This window comes from Marinobacter sp. SS21 (genome assembly GCF_028369065.1).
GTDB lineage: Bacteria > Pseudomonadota > Gammaproteobacteria > Pseudomonadales > Oleiphilaceae > Marinobacter.
Window position 1 is genome coordinate 161568 of record NZ_JAQNDA010000009.1, and the last position, 15478, is coordinate 177045.

The 15478-nt window shown below is 56.4% G+C and carries 12 protein-coding genes and 1 pseudogene; 9 read left to right on the forward strand and 4 right to left on the reverse strand.

All coding sequences use genetic code 11. From position 1 onward, the window contains the following. Positions 1-26: 26 nt before the first annotated feature. Positions 27-491: a YpsA SLOG family protein gene (locus N6L25_RS13480; RefSeq protein WP_271981222.1), complete on the reverse strand. Its 465-nt coding sequence runs from the start codon at positions 489-491 to the stop codon at positions 27-29. A gap of 381 nt (positions 492-872) precedes the next feature. Here N6L25_RS13480 and N6L25_RS13485 point away from each other — a divergent pair, with 381 nt between their 5' ends. The 5 genes from N6L25_RS13485 (at position 873) to N6L25_RS13505 (ending at position 7633) form a co-directional block, all read left to right on the forward strand. Next, positions 873-2243 carry a glutamine synthetase family protein gene (locus tag N6L25_RS13485; RefSeq protein ID WP_271981224.1) on the forward strand — a complete coding sequence of 457 codons (1371 nt, stop codon included), beginning with the start codon at positions 873-875 and terminating at the stop codon, positions 2241-2243. A gap of 16 nt (positions 2244-2259) precedes the next feature. Beyond that, positions 2260-3663, forward strand: coding sequence for an aldehyde dehydrogenase family protein (locus N6L25_RS13490; protein WP_271981226.1), 1404 nt, complete (start codon positions 2260-2262; stop codon positions 3661-3663). Further along, positions 3664-4860 carry an iron-containing alcohol dehydrogenase gene (locus tag N6L25_RS13495; protein ID WP_271981228.1) on the forward strand — a complete coding sequence of 399 codons (1197 nt, stop codon included), beginning with the start codon at positions 3664-3666 and terminating at the stop codon, positions 4858-4860. A gap of 461 nt (positions 4861-5321) precedes the next feature. Then, a complete protein-coding gene (locus N6L25_RS13500; RefSeq protein WP_271981230.1) occupies positions 5322-6536 on the forward strand; it encodes a winged helix-turn-helix domain-containing protein in 1215 nt (404 codons plus the stop codon). Between the two features lie 275 nt (positions 6537-6811). Next, on the forward strand, positions 6812-7633 hold the full coding sequence (locus N6L25_RS13505; RefSeq protein ID WP_271981233.1) for an SDR family NAD(P)-dependent oxidoreductase: 822 nt from the start codon (positions 6812-6814) through the stop codon (positions 7631-7633). Positions 7634-8014: 381 nt separating this feature from the next. On the opposite strand, the gene N6L25_RS13510 is transcribed toward N6L25_RS13505, so the two are convergent. Then, entirely contained in the window at positions 8015-8851 is an 837-nt protein-coding gene (locus N6L25_RS13510) for an SDR family oxidoreductase (protein WP_271981235.1), read from the reverse strand. A 2-nt stretch (positions 8852-8853) separates the two neighbouring features. After that, positions 8854-9477, reverse strand: a complete 624-nt coding sequence (locus N6L25_RS13515) for a hypothetical protein (RefSeq protein WP_271981237.1) — start codon at positions 9475-9477, stop codon at positions 8854-8856. Between the two features lie 202 nt (positions 9478-9679). On the opposite strand from N6L25_RS13515, the gene N6L25_RS13520 reads away from it, so the two are divergent. From N6L25_RS13520 to N6L25_RS13535, 4 genes are all read left to right on the forward strand, one after another. Next, positions 9680-10720, forward strand: a complete 1041-nt coding sequence (locus tag N6L25_RS13520) for an AraC family transcriptional regulator (RefSeq protein WP_271981239.1) — start codon at positions 9680-9682, stop codon at positions 10718-10720. A 203-nt stretch (positions 10721-10923) separates the two neighbouring features. After that, complete coding sequence (locus N6L25_RS13525) at positions 10924-11967, forward strand: fatty acid desaturase family protein (protein WP_271981241.1); 1044 nt, start codon at positions 10924-10926, stop codon at positions 11965-11967. A gap of 101 nt (positions 11968-12068) precedes the next feature. Next, positions 12069-13418, forward strand: coding sequence for a Na+/H+ antiporter NhaA (gene nhaA, locus N6L25_RS13530; RefSeq protein WP_271981243.1), 1350 nt, complete (start codon positions 12069-12071; stop codon positions 13416-13418). Positions 13419-13587: 169 nt separating this feature from the next. Continuing rightward, complete coding sequence (locus tag N6L25_RS13535) at positions 13588-14442, forward strand: GGDEF domain-containing protein (protein ID WP_271981245.1); 855 nt, start codon at positions 13588-13590, stop codon at positions 14440-14442. 73 nt (positions 14443-14515) lie between these two features. Here the strand turns inward: N6L25_RS13535 and N6L25_RS13540 are convergent. Beyond that, positions 14516-15352 (reverse strand): annotated as a pseudogene (locus N6L25_RS13540) (IS30 family transposase); the annotation flags it as partial. Positions 15353-15478 lie beyond the last annotated feature (126 nt).

Genomic DNA, 15478 nt, shown 5'->3' on the forward strand with positions numbered 1-15478 from the left:
AGAATACTTTGCCGTGCCAATCTTGGTTATGTTAATTGTTGGATGGCAAGCCCCACCGAGCGCTTTACGTGGTCGTATATAGCAGGGCAGTTGCCCGATCTGGGGCCAGCTACGTTCAAAACACTTACGTTGAAATCACGGACGAACTCGCCAAGAAGCTCTGCTGCCAGTAGAGGTTCAACCAAAGCAATATCAATAAGCTTGTACGGTTTATTCTGCCGAATACAAAAAAGAACGGTTGTTTCCGTCCCTCCACCCACATAAGACTCATAAAAAATAGCGGTACCGTCTGAATCTATGATGTTTTGCTTCGTTCGCTGGCGATAACCACCACCGATTTCCGTCAACGTGTACCCGTCATTGATTGGCCCATCCTCCGCCATTCCTCCAACAGGGCAGCTTCCGCCGATTGGAAAAGCCAACTCAAGAGCTGCATCCAGTGCCGCCCGATCAGCACCGGTTTGTCCACCACTTATGATCTTTGAGAGCATCGTTTATCCTGATCTCCATTCTCACGCATGACACCGATATAGGTCATAAAATAAATCTGTCCCGGTTTTATGCGGTTTTATGTTGGTTGTTTGCCTTGAAAAGGTAGCACTGTTCGATACCCAATGGCGGAATGGAAGCCGAATGGCGTGGCAGGGCGCTTCGGCTTGGCTAAGCTGAATATACTAAGCCAAACATAACTATTCAGTTGGCCTTGCTTGAAAAAGCCATCGTCTTTGTCCGTGCAAGTCCGTGTCGTCCGTGGCTAAAAATGTTCTGAAGGTATTTGTTTGAGCCACGGACGACACGGACCTGCACGGACGAAATAAATAGAACATTGAATTGAATAGCTACAGCCGAACGAAAACAGGCGGAGATATCAGATGCAGCCCGAAGATGTGAAAACCCTTGAGGATGCCAAGGCCATCGTCGAAGATCGCCAAGCCACCCAGGTCAAGGTGGGGGCCTTCGACATCGACGGCGTGTTGCGCGGCAAGTACATGAGCCGGGACAAGTTTCTCTCCGCGCTGGAACACGGGTTCGGGTTCTGCGATGTGGTATTCGGCTGGGACAGCAACGACCAGCTCTATGACAACGTGGCATTCACCGGCTGGCACACCGCCTATCCGGATGCCTGGGCTCGTATTGTTCCGGACAGTTGCCGCGAGATCCCTTTCGAAGGCAATACCCTGTTTTTCCTGTGCGAATTCACCGGGCGCACCGAGGCGATATGCCCCCGTGGACTGCTGCGCCGGGTACTGGAACGGGCGGACTCACTGGGTTTCAAAACCCTTACCGGCTTCGAGTTCGAGTTCTTCATGTTCCAGGAGACGCCCCAGTCGGTGCGGGAGAAGAACTATCGCGAACTGAAGACCATCACGCCGGGCTTCTTCGGCTATTCCGTGCTGCGCAACTCGGTGATGGGCGAGTTCTATAACGACTTCATGACCTACTGCCGGGACCTGGACATGGCGATGGAAGGCTTCCACACTGAAACCGGCCCCGGCGTGCTCGAGGCCGCCCTGGGTGTGGACGAAGCCCTGCGGGCTGCCGACAAGGCCGCCCTGTTCAAGACCTTTACCAAGGTGTATGCCGAACGCCACGGGATGATGGCCACCTTCATGGCGAAATGGTCCCCGGACTATCCCGGCCAGAGTGGCCACATCCATTTATCGCTGCACAAACCCGATGGCGGTTCGGCTTTTCATGAGGAGAGCAACACGCCCCATCACCTGTCAGAGACCATGCGCCATTTCATCGGTGGACAGCAGACCCTGATGCCGGAGCTCCTGGCGATGGTCGCCTGCACTGTCAACAGTTACACTCGCCTGGTTCCGGGCGCCTGGGCGCCCACGGCCGCCAGCTGGGGCATTGAGAACCGCACCTGCGCGCTGCGGGCCATCCCCGGTTTGCCCAAGTCCCAGCGGGTGGAATATCGCATATCGGCGGCGGACATAAACCCCTACATCGCATTGGCCGCCAGCCTGGCCTCGGGGCTGTGGGGAATCGAAAACCGCGTCGAGCCGGATACTCCCATCGAGGGCAACGCCTACGACATGACCTTTCCCCCGGAACGCCAACTGCCCACCACGCTGACGGAGGCCGCGGCCCGCCTGCGGCAGTCCAAGGTGGCACGGGACTACTTCGGCGACGCCTTCGTCGACCATTACACGGCGACCCGTGAGTGGGAGGAGCGGGAATTCCGCAAGGCCATTACCGACTGGGAACTGCAACGTTATTTTGAAATCATCTGATGGAGTGGAAACGCTTATGTCGGATATGGCACGCATTATCAGCCCTGTGGATGGCTCCCTTTATGCCGAGCGGCCCTATTTAAGCCAATCCCAGGCCCGGCAGGCCGTGAGTCGGGCCACGGAGGCCCAGCGGGCCTGGCGGGACACCGCCCTGGATGAACGCCTGCGCATTCTGGACAACGCCGTGGATACGTTGCTGGAACAGCAGGATGAGTTATCGGAAGAACTGGCCTGGCAAATGGGCCGCCCCATAGCCCAGGGCCCCGGGGAAGCCAGGGGGTTCGCCGAACGCGCCCGTTACATGCTTGAGATAGCGCCCCGCGCGCTGGCCCCGATCGAGATCGCGGGCAAGGCCGGATTCAAACGCTACATCCTGCGCGACCCGGTTGGCGTGGTGCTGACCATCGCGCCATGGAATTTCCCCTACATGACGGCGGTCAACTCGGTTTGGCCGGCACTGGCCGCGGGCAACGCCGTTTTGTTGAAACACGCGCAACAGACCCTGATCTGCGCCGAACGCCTGGAGCGGGTATTACGGCAGTCAGGCCTGCCCGAGGGGGTCTTCCAGGCGGTGCACCTCGGCCATTGCACCACCGCCGCCCTGTTACGGGAACCCGCCATTCGCCTTGTCAGTTTTACCGGCTCGGTGCGCGGTGGCCGCAACATTCAGCAAGCGGTGGCACAAAGCGGTCAATTCGCCGGCACCGCCCTGGAACTGGGCGGCAAAGACCCGGCCTATGTCCGGGCGGACGCGGATATAACCGACGCCGCGGTCAACCTGGCGGACGGTGCCTTCTTCAACAGCGGCCAGTCCTGTTGCTCGGTGGAGCGCCTCTATGTCCATCGGGACGTTTACCAACCCTTTGTCGAGGCCCTGGCGGCCGAAGCGCTGAAGCTGTCCCTGGGCACCCCGCTGGACCGGGGCACCACCCTGGGGCCAATGGTGAGGGCGGGTGCCGCCGACTTCGTGCGCGCCCAGGTCGCCGAGGCGGTCCAGGCCGGCGCCACCGCCGTGATCGACCCCAAGCACTTTGCCCAAGACAAGCCGGGCACCGCCTATATGGCACCACAGATCCTGACCGGTGTGGACCATGGCATGCGGGTGATGACTGAGGAAAGTTTTGGCCCCGTGGTGGGCGTGATGGCCGTCGCCTCGGACGACGAAGCCATCCGGCTGATGAACGACAGCGAGTTCGGGCTCTCCGCCTCGATCTGGACACCGGACCTGGAGGCCGCCGAACGCCTGGGCCGCCAGGTGCAAACCGGCACCCTGTTCATGAACCGCTGTGATGTGCTCGACCCCGCCCTGGCCTGGACCGGCGTGAGACACAGCGGCCACGGTGCCTCCTTGTCGGAACTGGGCTATGACGCCCTGACCCAACCCAAGAGTTTTCATTTGAGACTACCCAGTGGAGGCTAGATGAGCCGGGAACAATCCTTGATCGCAAACTGGGGCCTGCCCAATCGTATGCTGATCGGCCCTGGCCGCTTGCAGGAGTTGCCATTGCTGTGCAACGAACTGGGCTTCAAGGCCCCCTTGCTGGTCACCGACTGTGGCCTGGCCAACCTGCCCATGGTGACTGGAACGCTGAAGGCGCTGACGGACGCCGGCCTGGACGCCGACCTGTTTGCCGACGTGGAGGGCAACCCCACCGGACGTATGGTCGAGGCCGGCGTGGCCGCCTATCGGGCGGGCGGACATGACAGCGTGGTCGCCCTGGGCGGCGGCAGCGGCCTGGACGTGGGCAAGGCCATTGCCTTCATGGCTGGCCAGACGCGTCCGATCTGGGATTTCGAGGACATCGGCGATTACTGGAAACGCGCCGACCCGGAAGGCATCGCGCCCGTCATCGCCATCCCCACCACCGCCGGCACCGGCTCCGAGGTCGGCCGGGCCGCGGTCATTTCGAACGAAGCCGAACTGCGCAAGGTGATCGTTTTTCATCCCAGGATGCTACCGGTGACCGTCATCCTCGACCCCGAGTTGACCACGGGGCTGCCGGCCCCGGTCACCGCCGCGACCGGGCTGGATGCGTTCATACACTGCTTCGAGGCCTACTGCGCACCGGGTTTCCATCCGATTTGCGATGGCATTGCCCTGGAAGGTATGCGCCTGGTGGCCAGGGCGCTGCCGGTTGCCTACCAGGACGGGCATAACCTGAAGGCACGTACCGAAATGCTGGCCGCGGCAAGCATGGGGGCTATTGCCTTCCAGAAAGGGCTTGGTGGCGTGCATGCCATCTCCCATGCCGTCGGGGCGATGTACCGCACCCACCACGGCCTGACCAATGCCATCGTGCTGCCCTATGTCATGGTGCATAACCGGGACCACATTGAAGATCGCATGAAACCCATCGCCCAGGTTGTCGGCCTGGCGGAGACAAGCTTCGAGGCGGTATTGCAGTGGGTACTGGCGTTCCGACGGGACCTGGGCATCCCCCATACCCTGGCGGAGCTGGATGTACCGCTCGACCAGGCCAAGGAGGTTGGTCGCCTCGCCGCAGAGGACCCTTCGGCCGCGGGCAACCCGCGGTCCGTCGATGCCAATGACCTGGAGACAATATTTCGCAACGCCGTTCAGGGGAAACTGCCCAGGGCAAGGTGGGCCACGGACTAACACGGACCAATACAAACAGAAAGTATCGCTCTTCAATACCTTTGGCTTATCAAGCTGCAACCTTTGCGGAAGTGCTCGCCTGTATTCCAGGCTCCCGGCAGAGTAATCCTTGTCAACACGTCATGACCGATAGAGCGAGAGCTGCTGGGGTGTTCAAGTTTTGCCTTTTGCCTTTTGCCTTTGAGGATGGGGAGGGAAAAAGGCAAGACCCGGCCCTCATGCTCGCAACGGAACCTAACCCACAAACATGAAGGGAAACCGGGACAGACTTATTTTCACTGGTTTGACAGGCTCTTAAATAATACTGTCCCGGCTTTCTACTCTGTCCCGGTTTTCTATAGACTGATTATTTATAATTCAATCTGACCCCTTGTCACGTGGCAGGCCCTAAAATAAACCTGCTCCGGTTTTTAAGTGATCATACCAACAAGGCGCGAGGCCAACAGTAAGGTGGCAGGACTATGATAGAAGTTCGACGGCCAAAGGATCTGGCGCGACTGCGTCGCCTGGCCCTGAACGCCCAGGGGTTGTTGCAGAACCAACCGTTTGGGCGTGGTTTGGCCGGGGCACGCAGAGCCATCAACCACGTGGGCTATGTGCAGATCGACACCATCTCGGTGGTGGAGCGTGCGCACCATCACGTGCTTCACTCCCGGGTACCCGGGTTCGAACCGGCGATGATCGACCGGCTGTTGCGCAGTCGCGACATCTTCGAATACTGGTCTCACGCAGCCGCCTTTCTGCCAATCGACGATTATCGTTTTTCCTTACCCTACAAACATGCCATCAAGAGCGGGCAAACCCACTGGTACCGAAACCCGGACAGGAAACTGATGAGGGAGCTGCTTACCCGCATCCGTTCCGATGGCCCTTTGAGGTCCCGGGACGTGGAGGCCGGCGCCAGAAAACAGGCCGGTTGGTGGGACTGGAAGCCCGCCAAGAAAGCCCTCGAACAGCTGTACATGGAAGGCGACCTGATGGTCAGTGATCGGGATGGTTTTCAGAAAACCTACGATCTGACCGAGCGGGTGTTGCCGGCTCACCTTAATACAGCCATGCCCAGCGTGGAAGAGTTTGCCACGCACCTGATTGATCAACAGTTGCGTTGCCATGGGATGGTGTCACTTAAGGGGCTGACGTACCTGCGCCGCAACACCGAACTGCGCAAGGCGGTGAAAGTCCAGGTCAACGATCGGCTCGCGCAAGGTACCTTGGAGCAGGTTCAGGTGAATGGCGGCGACGTGTTCCTGTTGGAAGCGGGGGCATTTGAACAGTCTCTTCCAAGGCTGAAACAGCGGCTGAAAATTCTGTCTCCCTTTGACAACAGCGTGATCCAGCGTGACCGGCTCAAGGCCCTGTTCCAGTACGACTACCAGATTGAATGCTATGTACCAGAAGCCAAGCGGCAGTATGGCTACTTCTGCTTGCCATTGTTGTACCGCGATGAATTTATAGGCCGGATGGATTGCAAGGCCCACCGGAGAATCAGGCAACTGGAAATCAAATCCCTGCACCTGGAACCCCGCAGCTCTGACACCGATGCGGTGATCTCGGCCCTGGTTGACGCCGTCGCGCAGTTCCTTCTGTTTCAGAACTGTGATTCGGTCACACTGACCCAGATTTATCCGCAGCCGTTAACACAAACCGTACGCAGTGCCCTGGAGGCTTGGGGTTGATAGAGAATCGGGGCCGAGTCTTGAGTGAGAGGAAACCGGGACAGAACTATTTTCACTTGTTTGACAGCCTCTTAAATAAATCTGTTCCGATTTTCCCAGAAGCTTCGAGAAGCTTCGGGGTCGGGTCTTGCCTTTTGCTCTCGATTTTATGCTTCTGCACGAGGGGGCAAAAGGCAAGACCCTGAAATACTAAAAATCAGTCTGACCCAATCTGATACGGATATTCCTGAGGTTCAAGGCGATGGTTAGGGCTGTCAGATCGTAAGGAGAACTGAATGAAATCATTTAACAACAAACAGGTGCTGGTTACTGGTGCAGCCAGCGGTATTGGACAGGCCACCGCTCTGGCCTTTGCCCGGGCCGGTGCGCAGGTATGGCTGTCGGACCTGAACGAATCGGGTCTGGCCGATACGGCCAAGATGATTCGCGAGGCCGGAGGTTCGGCGCAAACGCTGGTGTGCGACGTCGCCGACCCGGACTCCGTGCAAGCGATGGCTGAACAGGTACATGCGAAGATTGAGGCATTGGACATCCTCGTCAACAATGCCGGTATCGGCAGTGCTGGGCGATTTCTCGATGTCTCCCTGAACACTTGGCACAAGGTCATGGACGTCAATCTGATGGGCGTAGTGCATGGCTGCCAGGCCTTTTTGCCGGCGATGGTAAAGCGCGCCCAAGGTGGGCACGTAGTCAATACCGCATCGGCAGCCGCCTTTTTTGCGGGAGCGGAAATGCCGGTCTACGCGGCCAGCAAATTCGCCGTTCTCGGTTTGACCGAATCGCTGCGAGCGGATATGGCAAGCCATGGTATCGGTGTCAGCGCCATCTGCCCGGGCGTTATTAACACGCCGATCGTTCAAAACACCATTATGGAGGGCGCTATGGGTGAGGGGGATGTGCAGCAAAAAGTCGTGCAGTTCTATGAGAAGCGAAACTACTCCGCTGACCACGTTGCCGACGCGATCCTCAAGGCGGTGAAACGAAACATCGCGGTTCAGCCGGTATCACCGGAAGCATGGGGGATGTACCTGGGCAAACGATTGGTGCCAGGGCTGCTGGGTAAGCTGAGTCAGCAGGAATTGCCCTTCCTGAAATAGGACTAATCCTAGTGAGCCTCTGAACAACTCCGGATCATCTCTGTCTTTCAGAGGCTCCCTGGATTCTCGGCAATCTAGTGCCCAACATGAGTTTTCTGGGTCTTGTCTTTTGCTCTTTCTCTTCTGGCAGCCAGGCTTTCCCCTCGCCGAAATGTACCGATTGCAGATATGATCTGCGGCGAGCCTGCCCAAGTGATTGGTGCGTGGCCGTCGAGCAATTCGTCGGTGACAAACCCTGCCGGGCGTTTTGGAAGTGGCATTCTTGATGATTCCGCCAGCCACTTCCCATGCACCTATCGACAGGAGGTTAATCCCGTGTCGTTCGTTTCCTTACTCACGACCTTGGTGGCTCGCCAAGCAGAACAGTGGAAGAACCTTTGCTCAACCCTCGTCACCACTGCTGCTCAGCTTGCGGACGCGGTTCTGGTAAGACGCCCGACTACCCTGATCGAGGTGCTCCAGTGTCCGTTTTCGTGCCAGGCTTCCACGAATTTTGCCGACTAAAGTATCCGGCGCAATCGCGGCGATCAGTTCGTACTGACGCATCCACCCGGGAATGGCCATGACGGGCTCGCGGGTACGGCAGGACTTCACAATACCATTGGCGATATCCTCGGGATCCACCGTGGGCAGCACGCCGCCAAGCTGGACACCCGAAACGAGTTCCGTGCGAACCGCCGATGGCAACACCGCGGTGACGGTGACGCCGGTGCCGGCCAGCTCGTCCCGCACCGCCTCGCTCAGGCCCAGCGTTGCATGCTTGCTGGCGGAATAGGTGGCAACACCAGCCAGCGGTACTTTGCCCATGTAGGACGCCACGTTGATGACATGACCCTGGCCGCGCTCGACCATACCGGGCAGGGCCAGCTTCATGCCCCAGATCGGACCCAGCGTGTTGATGTCGAGGATCGCCTCGGTCACCTTGTCATCCTCTTCCAGGAATGACCCCATGGGCATGATGCCGGCATTGTTGACGAGGATGTCCAGCGGGCCGTCCACCTGGCCGAGAAAATCGGCGAAGGACTGCTTCGAGCGAACATCAAGGGCGAACCCCTGGCCGCCCACGGATTCAGCGGCGACCTTGGCCTCGGCGGCGTCTAGGTCGCCAATCCAGACTTTGGCGCCTTTGGCGGCAAAAGCTCGGGCGGTCGCCAGGCCAATGCCGCGCGCCGCTCCCGTGATGGCAACATTAGCGCCTTCGAGCGTGATAGCTTTCATATTTATGCCTCCACTGGGTTCTTGGTGGCCCACCAGGCCACTTGCTGGTAGCCGCCATTCACACGCAGGGTCTTGGTGCCCAGGAACACACCCGCAGCAATCTCGACGACCTCGTCGTGAATCAGGTTAACCGGCCAGGGATTACCCAACTCGGCGGGTTGGAAATCGAGAACCAGGACTTTGCTGCCGGGCACAAGTACGCTTTCCTGGACACGAGTGTACATCTCGAACCCCTCATACACGTCGCCATTCCGGTGCATCCGGTAGCGCGGGGCAATCAATCGCGTAAGGCGTTTTGCGGCCGGGGTGAGGGTGTTGGTGCCGCGACCATTCGCCTGGTCGTATTTCTTGCCCAGCCACGGACTGCCGAACGCAGCCACGTAACCCTTAACCAAAGGGAACAGGAGCCGCCCGCCGCGGCTCAGGTTGTTGTCGTCGACCCAACGCAGCAAAACCCCGTCGGAACGGCCATCCACATCAGCCGGCACGCCAAGGTCCAGCAGGGCCATCAGGTCGTGCTGCGCCGCATCCGCGGACGGCCGCTCACCGAGTTCCTGCAGCCAGGTCCAGGTTTGATCCTGGGCCGCCTGCGGGTCCGATTCGGCCAGTGTTCTCAAGTTCGCCACACGGGCAGTAACCATTGAATTATTTGCTACAGCGCCCTTGGCCGGGGCCGAAGCGTTGTTCTTTGCACCCTTGCCCAATACGGTCGTTGCTAAACTACTCATGGTTCTTCTCCTTGTGAGTCAGTTGTTGGAGAACAGTCTCGCGTAAAATAGCGATCAAACATGAGGCGAAGGCCGGACAGATCGCTTATCATTATCAGACATGAAAGCACTAATCGGACTCGACAAGCCCTCTATACCTGCGTCTTACCTGCAATTATTGTTGGAAGTGGTAAATGATCGCGGGCACAACCAGGCCACGCTGCTGGCAGGTCTGCCTATCGCCCCTACGGTGCTGGAACAGACCAATGCGCGCATCTCCCCGTTACAGTGGAGCGCGGCGGTATACCGCGCCATGACACTCTGTGATGACGAGGGGCTAGGGTACGAATGCGGGCTACGCATGCGCCCAACCGTTAACGGTTTTCTGGGTTACGCCATCATGAGCTGCAGTTCGATGCGTGAAGCCCTGGAACTCACCGCGCGCTACTTCGAATCACGCCAGCGCAACTTCACCATGGAGCTGTTCATTGAAGGCTCAAACGCAATTGTTCGGCTTCGTGAAAAACACGAAATTCCAGCACTTCGCTCTTTCTTTTATGAACATATTTTGATCGGTATGGCTCGTGGCGCAGCAGCCATCCTTGGCAAGCCCTTGTCTGCATTCGAGGTTGACGTTTGTTTCGACTGGCGGAAACCGCCATACCACGACGCCTACCGTGATCGTCTCCCACCGGTTGTATTCTCCCAGAATGCAAACCTGCTGCGTTTTCCTGCCGCGCTTCTCGACCTGCAACCGGTTATGGCAGATCCTCAGGCATCGAAGCAGGCAATTGAGCTCTGTGAACGCGAGCTGGCACAATTAGGAAGCGCCGGTGACAGCATCGGCCTGCGTGTCTGCGCCAAGCTCGTGCAAGCTCCCAACGGTGGATACCCCAGCCTCGAAACCATTGCCCACGAAATGCATATGACCAGCCGCACGGTAGCGCGCAAGCTCAGTGATGAAGGCACGTCTTTTCAACAGCTGCTAGATGAAACACGAAGGCGAGACGCCTGCGCGATGATTGAGGAAGGAACGCTACAGCTGCAGGATGTGGCAACCCGTCTTGGCTACCTCAATCCGGCGAATTTCACTCGAGCGTTTCGGCGCTGGACCGGCCAGACACCCAGCGAATGGCGCAGCGACCGTGGGCAGCACGCTTAATGCGCGGGCGACAGCGGCCTTAAAAACCAGTGGAAACCCGGACAGATCTATTTTACGAGCTTCCGGGATCAGGTCTTGTCTTTTACTTTCCAGTTTTTACTGTCGGGAGGGCAAAGGTAGACCCCGAAATTCACTCTTCCATAATGCTGTTGGAATTCTCATGTCAGTGGATCTAGTTTTAAGGTGAAAGGGGGAGGTTGGTGATGCATCAGTATAACGTCCGAGCAGCGGACGAGAGCTTGCCAGAGCATAGTGCGGACGTCCGGGTAGGCAGGGAATTGCTCGAAGCCACCAAACCTTTTGTTGAAGAGTCTTCAGCTAAAAGCTGGTGGTACGTCGGCTCAACCTTTGTGTTAATGATTTCCGCTCTAGCCGTCGCGGGAATGTTGGAGTGGTGGCCGCTGAAGTTGGTGTTCTCAATACTGGGAGCACTGCTGATCGTGCGCTCCTTTATAACCTTTCATGATTACCTGCACGGTGCGATTCTCAAAGAATTCCGGGTCGCCCACTGGCTATTTCATTCCTTCGGAGCTCTTACCCTGGCGCCAACCACGTCCTGGCTTGAAAGTCACAATTATCACCATGGTCACGTTGGTAAAGTCAGTGCCTCCAGTGTCGGGGCCTTCCCGCTCATAACCACCCGTATGTGGCAAGTGGCGACACCGCGGGAGCGCCTGGTTTACCGGGCCCAACGGCATCCTTTGGTGGTATTGTTTGGCTATCCCGTTGTCTTTGGTTTAAACATCACGATCCTTCCCCTGCTGCGGACTCCGGCTCAACACGTCGACTCAGTCATATCGCTGATCAGTCACTTTGGCTTGATGGCATTGCTGTGGATACTGGGCGGGTTCAGTCTGGTCTTTTTCGTCATGCTGCTTCCATTGACCATTGCCTCGGCAATTGGGTGCTATCTTTTTTTTGCCCAACACAGTTTCCGGCGCATGCAGATCGTATCCCCTGAGGCTTGGACCTACTACCGGGGCGCCATCGAATCATCAAGTTACATGCGCATGAACAGGGTTATGCAGTGGTTTACCGGGAATATTGGCTACCACCATATTCATCATCTCAATGTCCGCATTCCATTCTATCGCTTGCCGGAGGCGATGGCGGCGATTCCTGAACTTCAATCACCGTTGACAACCACGCTGGCTCCCAGGGACATCATTGGCTGTTTCCGATCCGCACTGTGGGACGAAGAAAGGCAGCGGATGGTGTCCTATCGGGAGGCGAAACATGATGGTTAGCGGATACTCGCTGGGCAGTATTAACTCAACGCAGCCATTGCTAGTTACCGGGTGTCCATGGACAGCGCCCCCAAGGTATGTGATTTGGGGAAGGCAATCTCGTGATTACAGATCCGCAAGAAAGTCCTGACGCCGCCCAACTGCCAAAGGAGTTTGTCGATCGGCTCAAGAGCCCCTTTTTGCGTTTCTTGCACATTGAGTCAGCGGGCGGCGCGATTCTGATGATTTCCGCAGTATCCGCACTCGTTTTATCCAACTCCCCATGGGCCGCGCCTTTCGAACATATTTGGGAAACACGGGTAGGCTTACAGATCGGCTCGCTCGAGTTTGCCCGTTCCCTCCGGGAGTGGATCAACGATGGGCTGATGACACTGTTTTTCTTTCTCGTTGCCTTGGAGCTCAAACGAGAGTTGGTGCTGGGGGAGTTGCGCAAGCCGCGCACGGCTGCTCTATCGATAGCGGCTGCCCTGGGCGGGATGATCGTCCCTGCAGCGATCTATCTGGTATTGCAATCCGGGCTCCCCGGCCAACATGGGTGGGGCACTGTGATGGCAACCGACACGGCCTTTGTGATTGGATGCCTGGCATTGCTTGGCTCCCGTGTGCCTCTAAGTTTGCGCGTGTTTATGCTGTCTCTAGCGATTGTTGACGATGTTGGCGCCATACTCGTTGTCGCCATCGGCTATAGTAGCGGCATCGCATGGTGGTTGTTGCTGGTGGCTGCGGTGGGAATAGGGATCATACGTGCCTTGGCAAAGCTCGGCTTTCGCGGTTTCCCACTCTACATACTGGTCGGTGGACTAGTTTGGCTCGCCGTGGATGCATCCGGCATTCATCCAACCATCACTGGAGTGATCCTTGGTCTGATGACCCCTGCACGTCGATGGATCAGCGACGTGCGCTTGTACTCAATTCTGGGGCAGGTTGTTGCACATCCGTCCAGCAGCGAAAGTAGCGGTGACACGAAGGATCGGAATACCTTACAAATGGCCGAAATTGCCGCGCGCGAAACCTTGTCTCCATTGGAACGATTGGAAATGGCTTTACACCCCTGGGTGGGGTACATCATCATGCCGCTGTTCGCATTCGCCAATGCTGGGTTGCCATTCACGCTCGACGGCCTAGTTGGTTCGCTCACCTTGACGATTTTTCTGGGTTTTGTCGTCGGTAAGCCAATAGGAATTTTGCTATTCAGTTGGCTGGCTATCCGTTTCCGCGTTGCAGTTCTACCACCAGATCTCTCGTGGAGATTGCTGATTGGCGGCAGCTTCCTGGCTGGAATTGGATTCACCATGGCGTTATTCATCGCCAATCTTGCTTTTGACAGTAGTCTCATCGACAGCGCTAAGCTGGGGGTCTTTGCTGCATCCATGTTCTCCGCACTGGCGGGGATTTCGTTCTTGATGTGGTCGACTGCCTCAGGAGGAGTTCCTGAAGCGGGTCGCGAGTAAAACAAAATTCATGATGGCACAATGAATGGTCAGCATTGCCGTCTGAAGTGGAAATGAATTTGTAAACAATTAGGTGCATTTTCAGGAAATTGATGGATATCTATTGTTGATATAGAGCCTGATATTTTAAGTCGTGCAGGTTCTTTCTTGACGCAGGGCGGCCTAATTAATGAATACGGTTTTCAGTATTTTAGAGAATCGAAATCCGGGGATGATCTGGAAACTTGCATTAAGCATTATGGTCTTGATCGTTTTTTTTCAAATAATGCTGGGTCGAAATTTCGACATGGCTCCGATTTACATTTTTCCCATTGTTTTGTCATGTTGGTACGGAACAAAAAAGTCTGGTGTTGCTCTATCGATTTTGTCTGTTTTAGTTATTGTTGTTCTTGAACTATATGTTTCAGGATTATCGGTTTTCAGTTTTGCTATCCTAGCTCATGGGGCACCTTACCTCATAGCATATCCGTTGTTTGCAATGCTGCTCGTTAACTTCAGAAATGTCCACCAATTCGAAGCATTAGCCGCAGATACTGATAGTTTGACCGGGGTTCACAGTAGCAGAAGCTTTTATTCAGAGCTTGCCAATGAATTGATTCGAGCTAAAAGATATAGTCATGAATTTTCATTGGCCTATATAGATGTTGATAATTTCAAGAATGTTAATGATTCATTCGGTCATGCTGTGGGTGATCAGCTTTTGAGAGAAGTTGCAAAATGTTTAGTGTCGTCTCTAAGATCTACTGACATAGTCGCTCGGTTGGGAGGGGATGAATATGCTTGCTTATTGCCAGAGACAGAACAGCATGCAGCAAAGGCGGCTTTCTCCAAGGCTATAAAATGTCTGGATAATAAAATGAAAATGCATGGATGGCTGGTAAGCTTTAGTGTCGGAGTGGCGACATTTGAAAACTTTCCAGAAGAGATTGATGAAGTAATGGATTTCGCAGATCAATTGATGTACTCGGTAAAAAATGAAAATAAAAACAATATTTCTTATGAAGTTTACACATCTAAACTTTGAAGTGTCATTGCTCTTGGGAATCTGGGCTCAAGAGTAAACAAAACTGCACTCTTTCGTTCCTGAATTCCTGAATTCAAACAATAAGTGCAGCACCACTCGTTTGTAGTGCTCCGGAATATTCACCCCAGAACACCTCTGCCGGTGTCCGATACCCCAGTCGTTTCCTGGGGCGATTATTGAGTTCATCGACGACCCGATTCAGCGCTCGCTGACTGACCTTTGAGAAGTCCGTGCCTTTCGGGTAGTACTGCCGCAACAGCCCATTGGTGTTCTCATTGGTGCCGCGTTGTCCCGAGCAATACGGATCGCAGAAATAGGTCGCCATGCTCAAGGCGGCGGCCATTCGCTGGTGGTCGGCGAACTCGCTGCCGTTGTCCAGCGTCAGGGTGCTGACGGCGCCTCGAATCGGTTTCATTAAGCGTACGATCATGCTGGTCGTCAGCTCGGCGGTGATACGCCCCAACTGGCCTGCCAGCAAGTAACCGCTACGGCGTTCCACCAGCGTCACGATGCCCGACTGCTTGTGGCCGTGCAGCACGGTATCGCCTTCCCAATGGCCCACCGTCAGTCGCTGCTCAACCTCCGAGGGACGCTGTTCTATGCCGGTCCTGTTCGGGATCTTGCCCAGCCCCGCACGCTTGGCCAGACTCCTTTGGGCACGTCGCCTCCTGGAATGTCGGCCGTAGGTCCAGAGCTTGCCACCCTTGGCCTGGTCGCGAAGGATCAGGTCGTAGATCCACTGGCGACTAACCCGAAGCTCGCCCATTCGTGCCATCAGGCCAGCGATCTGGTCCGGACTCCAACGCTTGCGGATCAGTCGGCTCACCCAGTTAATCAATGACGACGCCCGCTTGTGGGCCTTGGCAGCCTGCCGCCTTCGCTGATCGCTGCGTTGTTGCGCCTGTGCTGCCTGTGCGTATTCCGGCGAACGTGAACACCCATTCTGGTTGAACGTGAACACCTCGTTTCTTAACGCATCACCCACCGGAGTTTGTACTCCGGGTGTTCACGTTCAGTCAATTTCCTGAAGTCGTTT

What these genes read in the sequence shown, in the direction of transcription:
- N6L25_RS13510 (WP_271981235.1), bottom strand. Translation starts at nt 8,851, where the DNA reads ATGAAAGCTATCACGCTCGAAGGCGCTAATGTTGCCATCACGGGAGCG.
- N6L25_RS13485 (WP_271981224.1), top strand. Translation starts at nt 873, where the DNA reads ATGCAGCCCGAAGATGTGAAAACCCTTGAGGATGCCAAGGCCATCGTC.
- N6L25_RS13495 (WP_271981228.1), top strand. Translation starts at nt 3,664, where the DNA reads ATGAGCCGGGAACAATCCTTGATCGCAAACTGGGGCCTGCCCAATCGT.
- N6L25_RS13525 (WP_271981241.1), top strand. Translation starts at nt 10,924, where the DNA reads ATGCATCAGTATAACGTCCGAGCAGCGGACGAGAGCTTGCCAGAGCAT.
- N6L25_RS13480 (WP_271981222.1), bottom strand. Translation starts at nt 491, where the DNA reads ATGCTCTCAAAGATCATAAGTGGTGGACAAACCGGTGCTGATCGGGCG.
- N6L25_RS13500 (WP_271981230.1), top strand. Translation starts at nt 5,322, where the DNA reads ATGATAGAAGTTCGACGGCCAAAGGATCTGGCGCGACTGCGTCGCCTG.
- N6L25_RS13520 (WP_271981239.1), top strand. Translation starts at nt 9,680, where the DNA reads ATGAAAGCACTAATCGGACTCGACAAGCCCTCTATACCTGCGTCTTAC.
- N6L25_RS13505 (WP_271981233.1), top strand. Translation starts at nt 6,812, where the DNA reads ATGAAATCATTTAACAACAAACAGGTGCTGGTTACTGGTGCAGCCAGC.
- N6L25_RS13535 (WP_271981245.1), top strand. Translation starts at nt 13,588, where the DNA reads ATGAATACGGTTTTCAGTATTTTAGAGAATCGAAATCCGGGGATGATC.
- N6L25_RS13490 (WP_271981226.1), top strand. Translation starts at nt 2,260, where the DNA reads ATGTCGGATATGGCACGCATTATCAGCCCTGTGGATGGCTCCCTTTAT.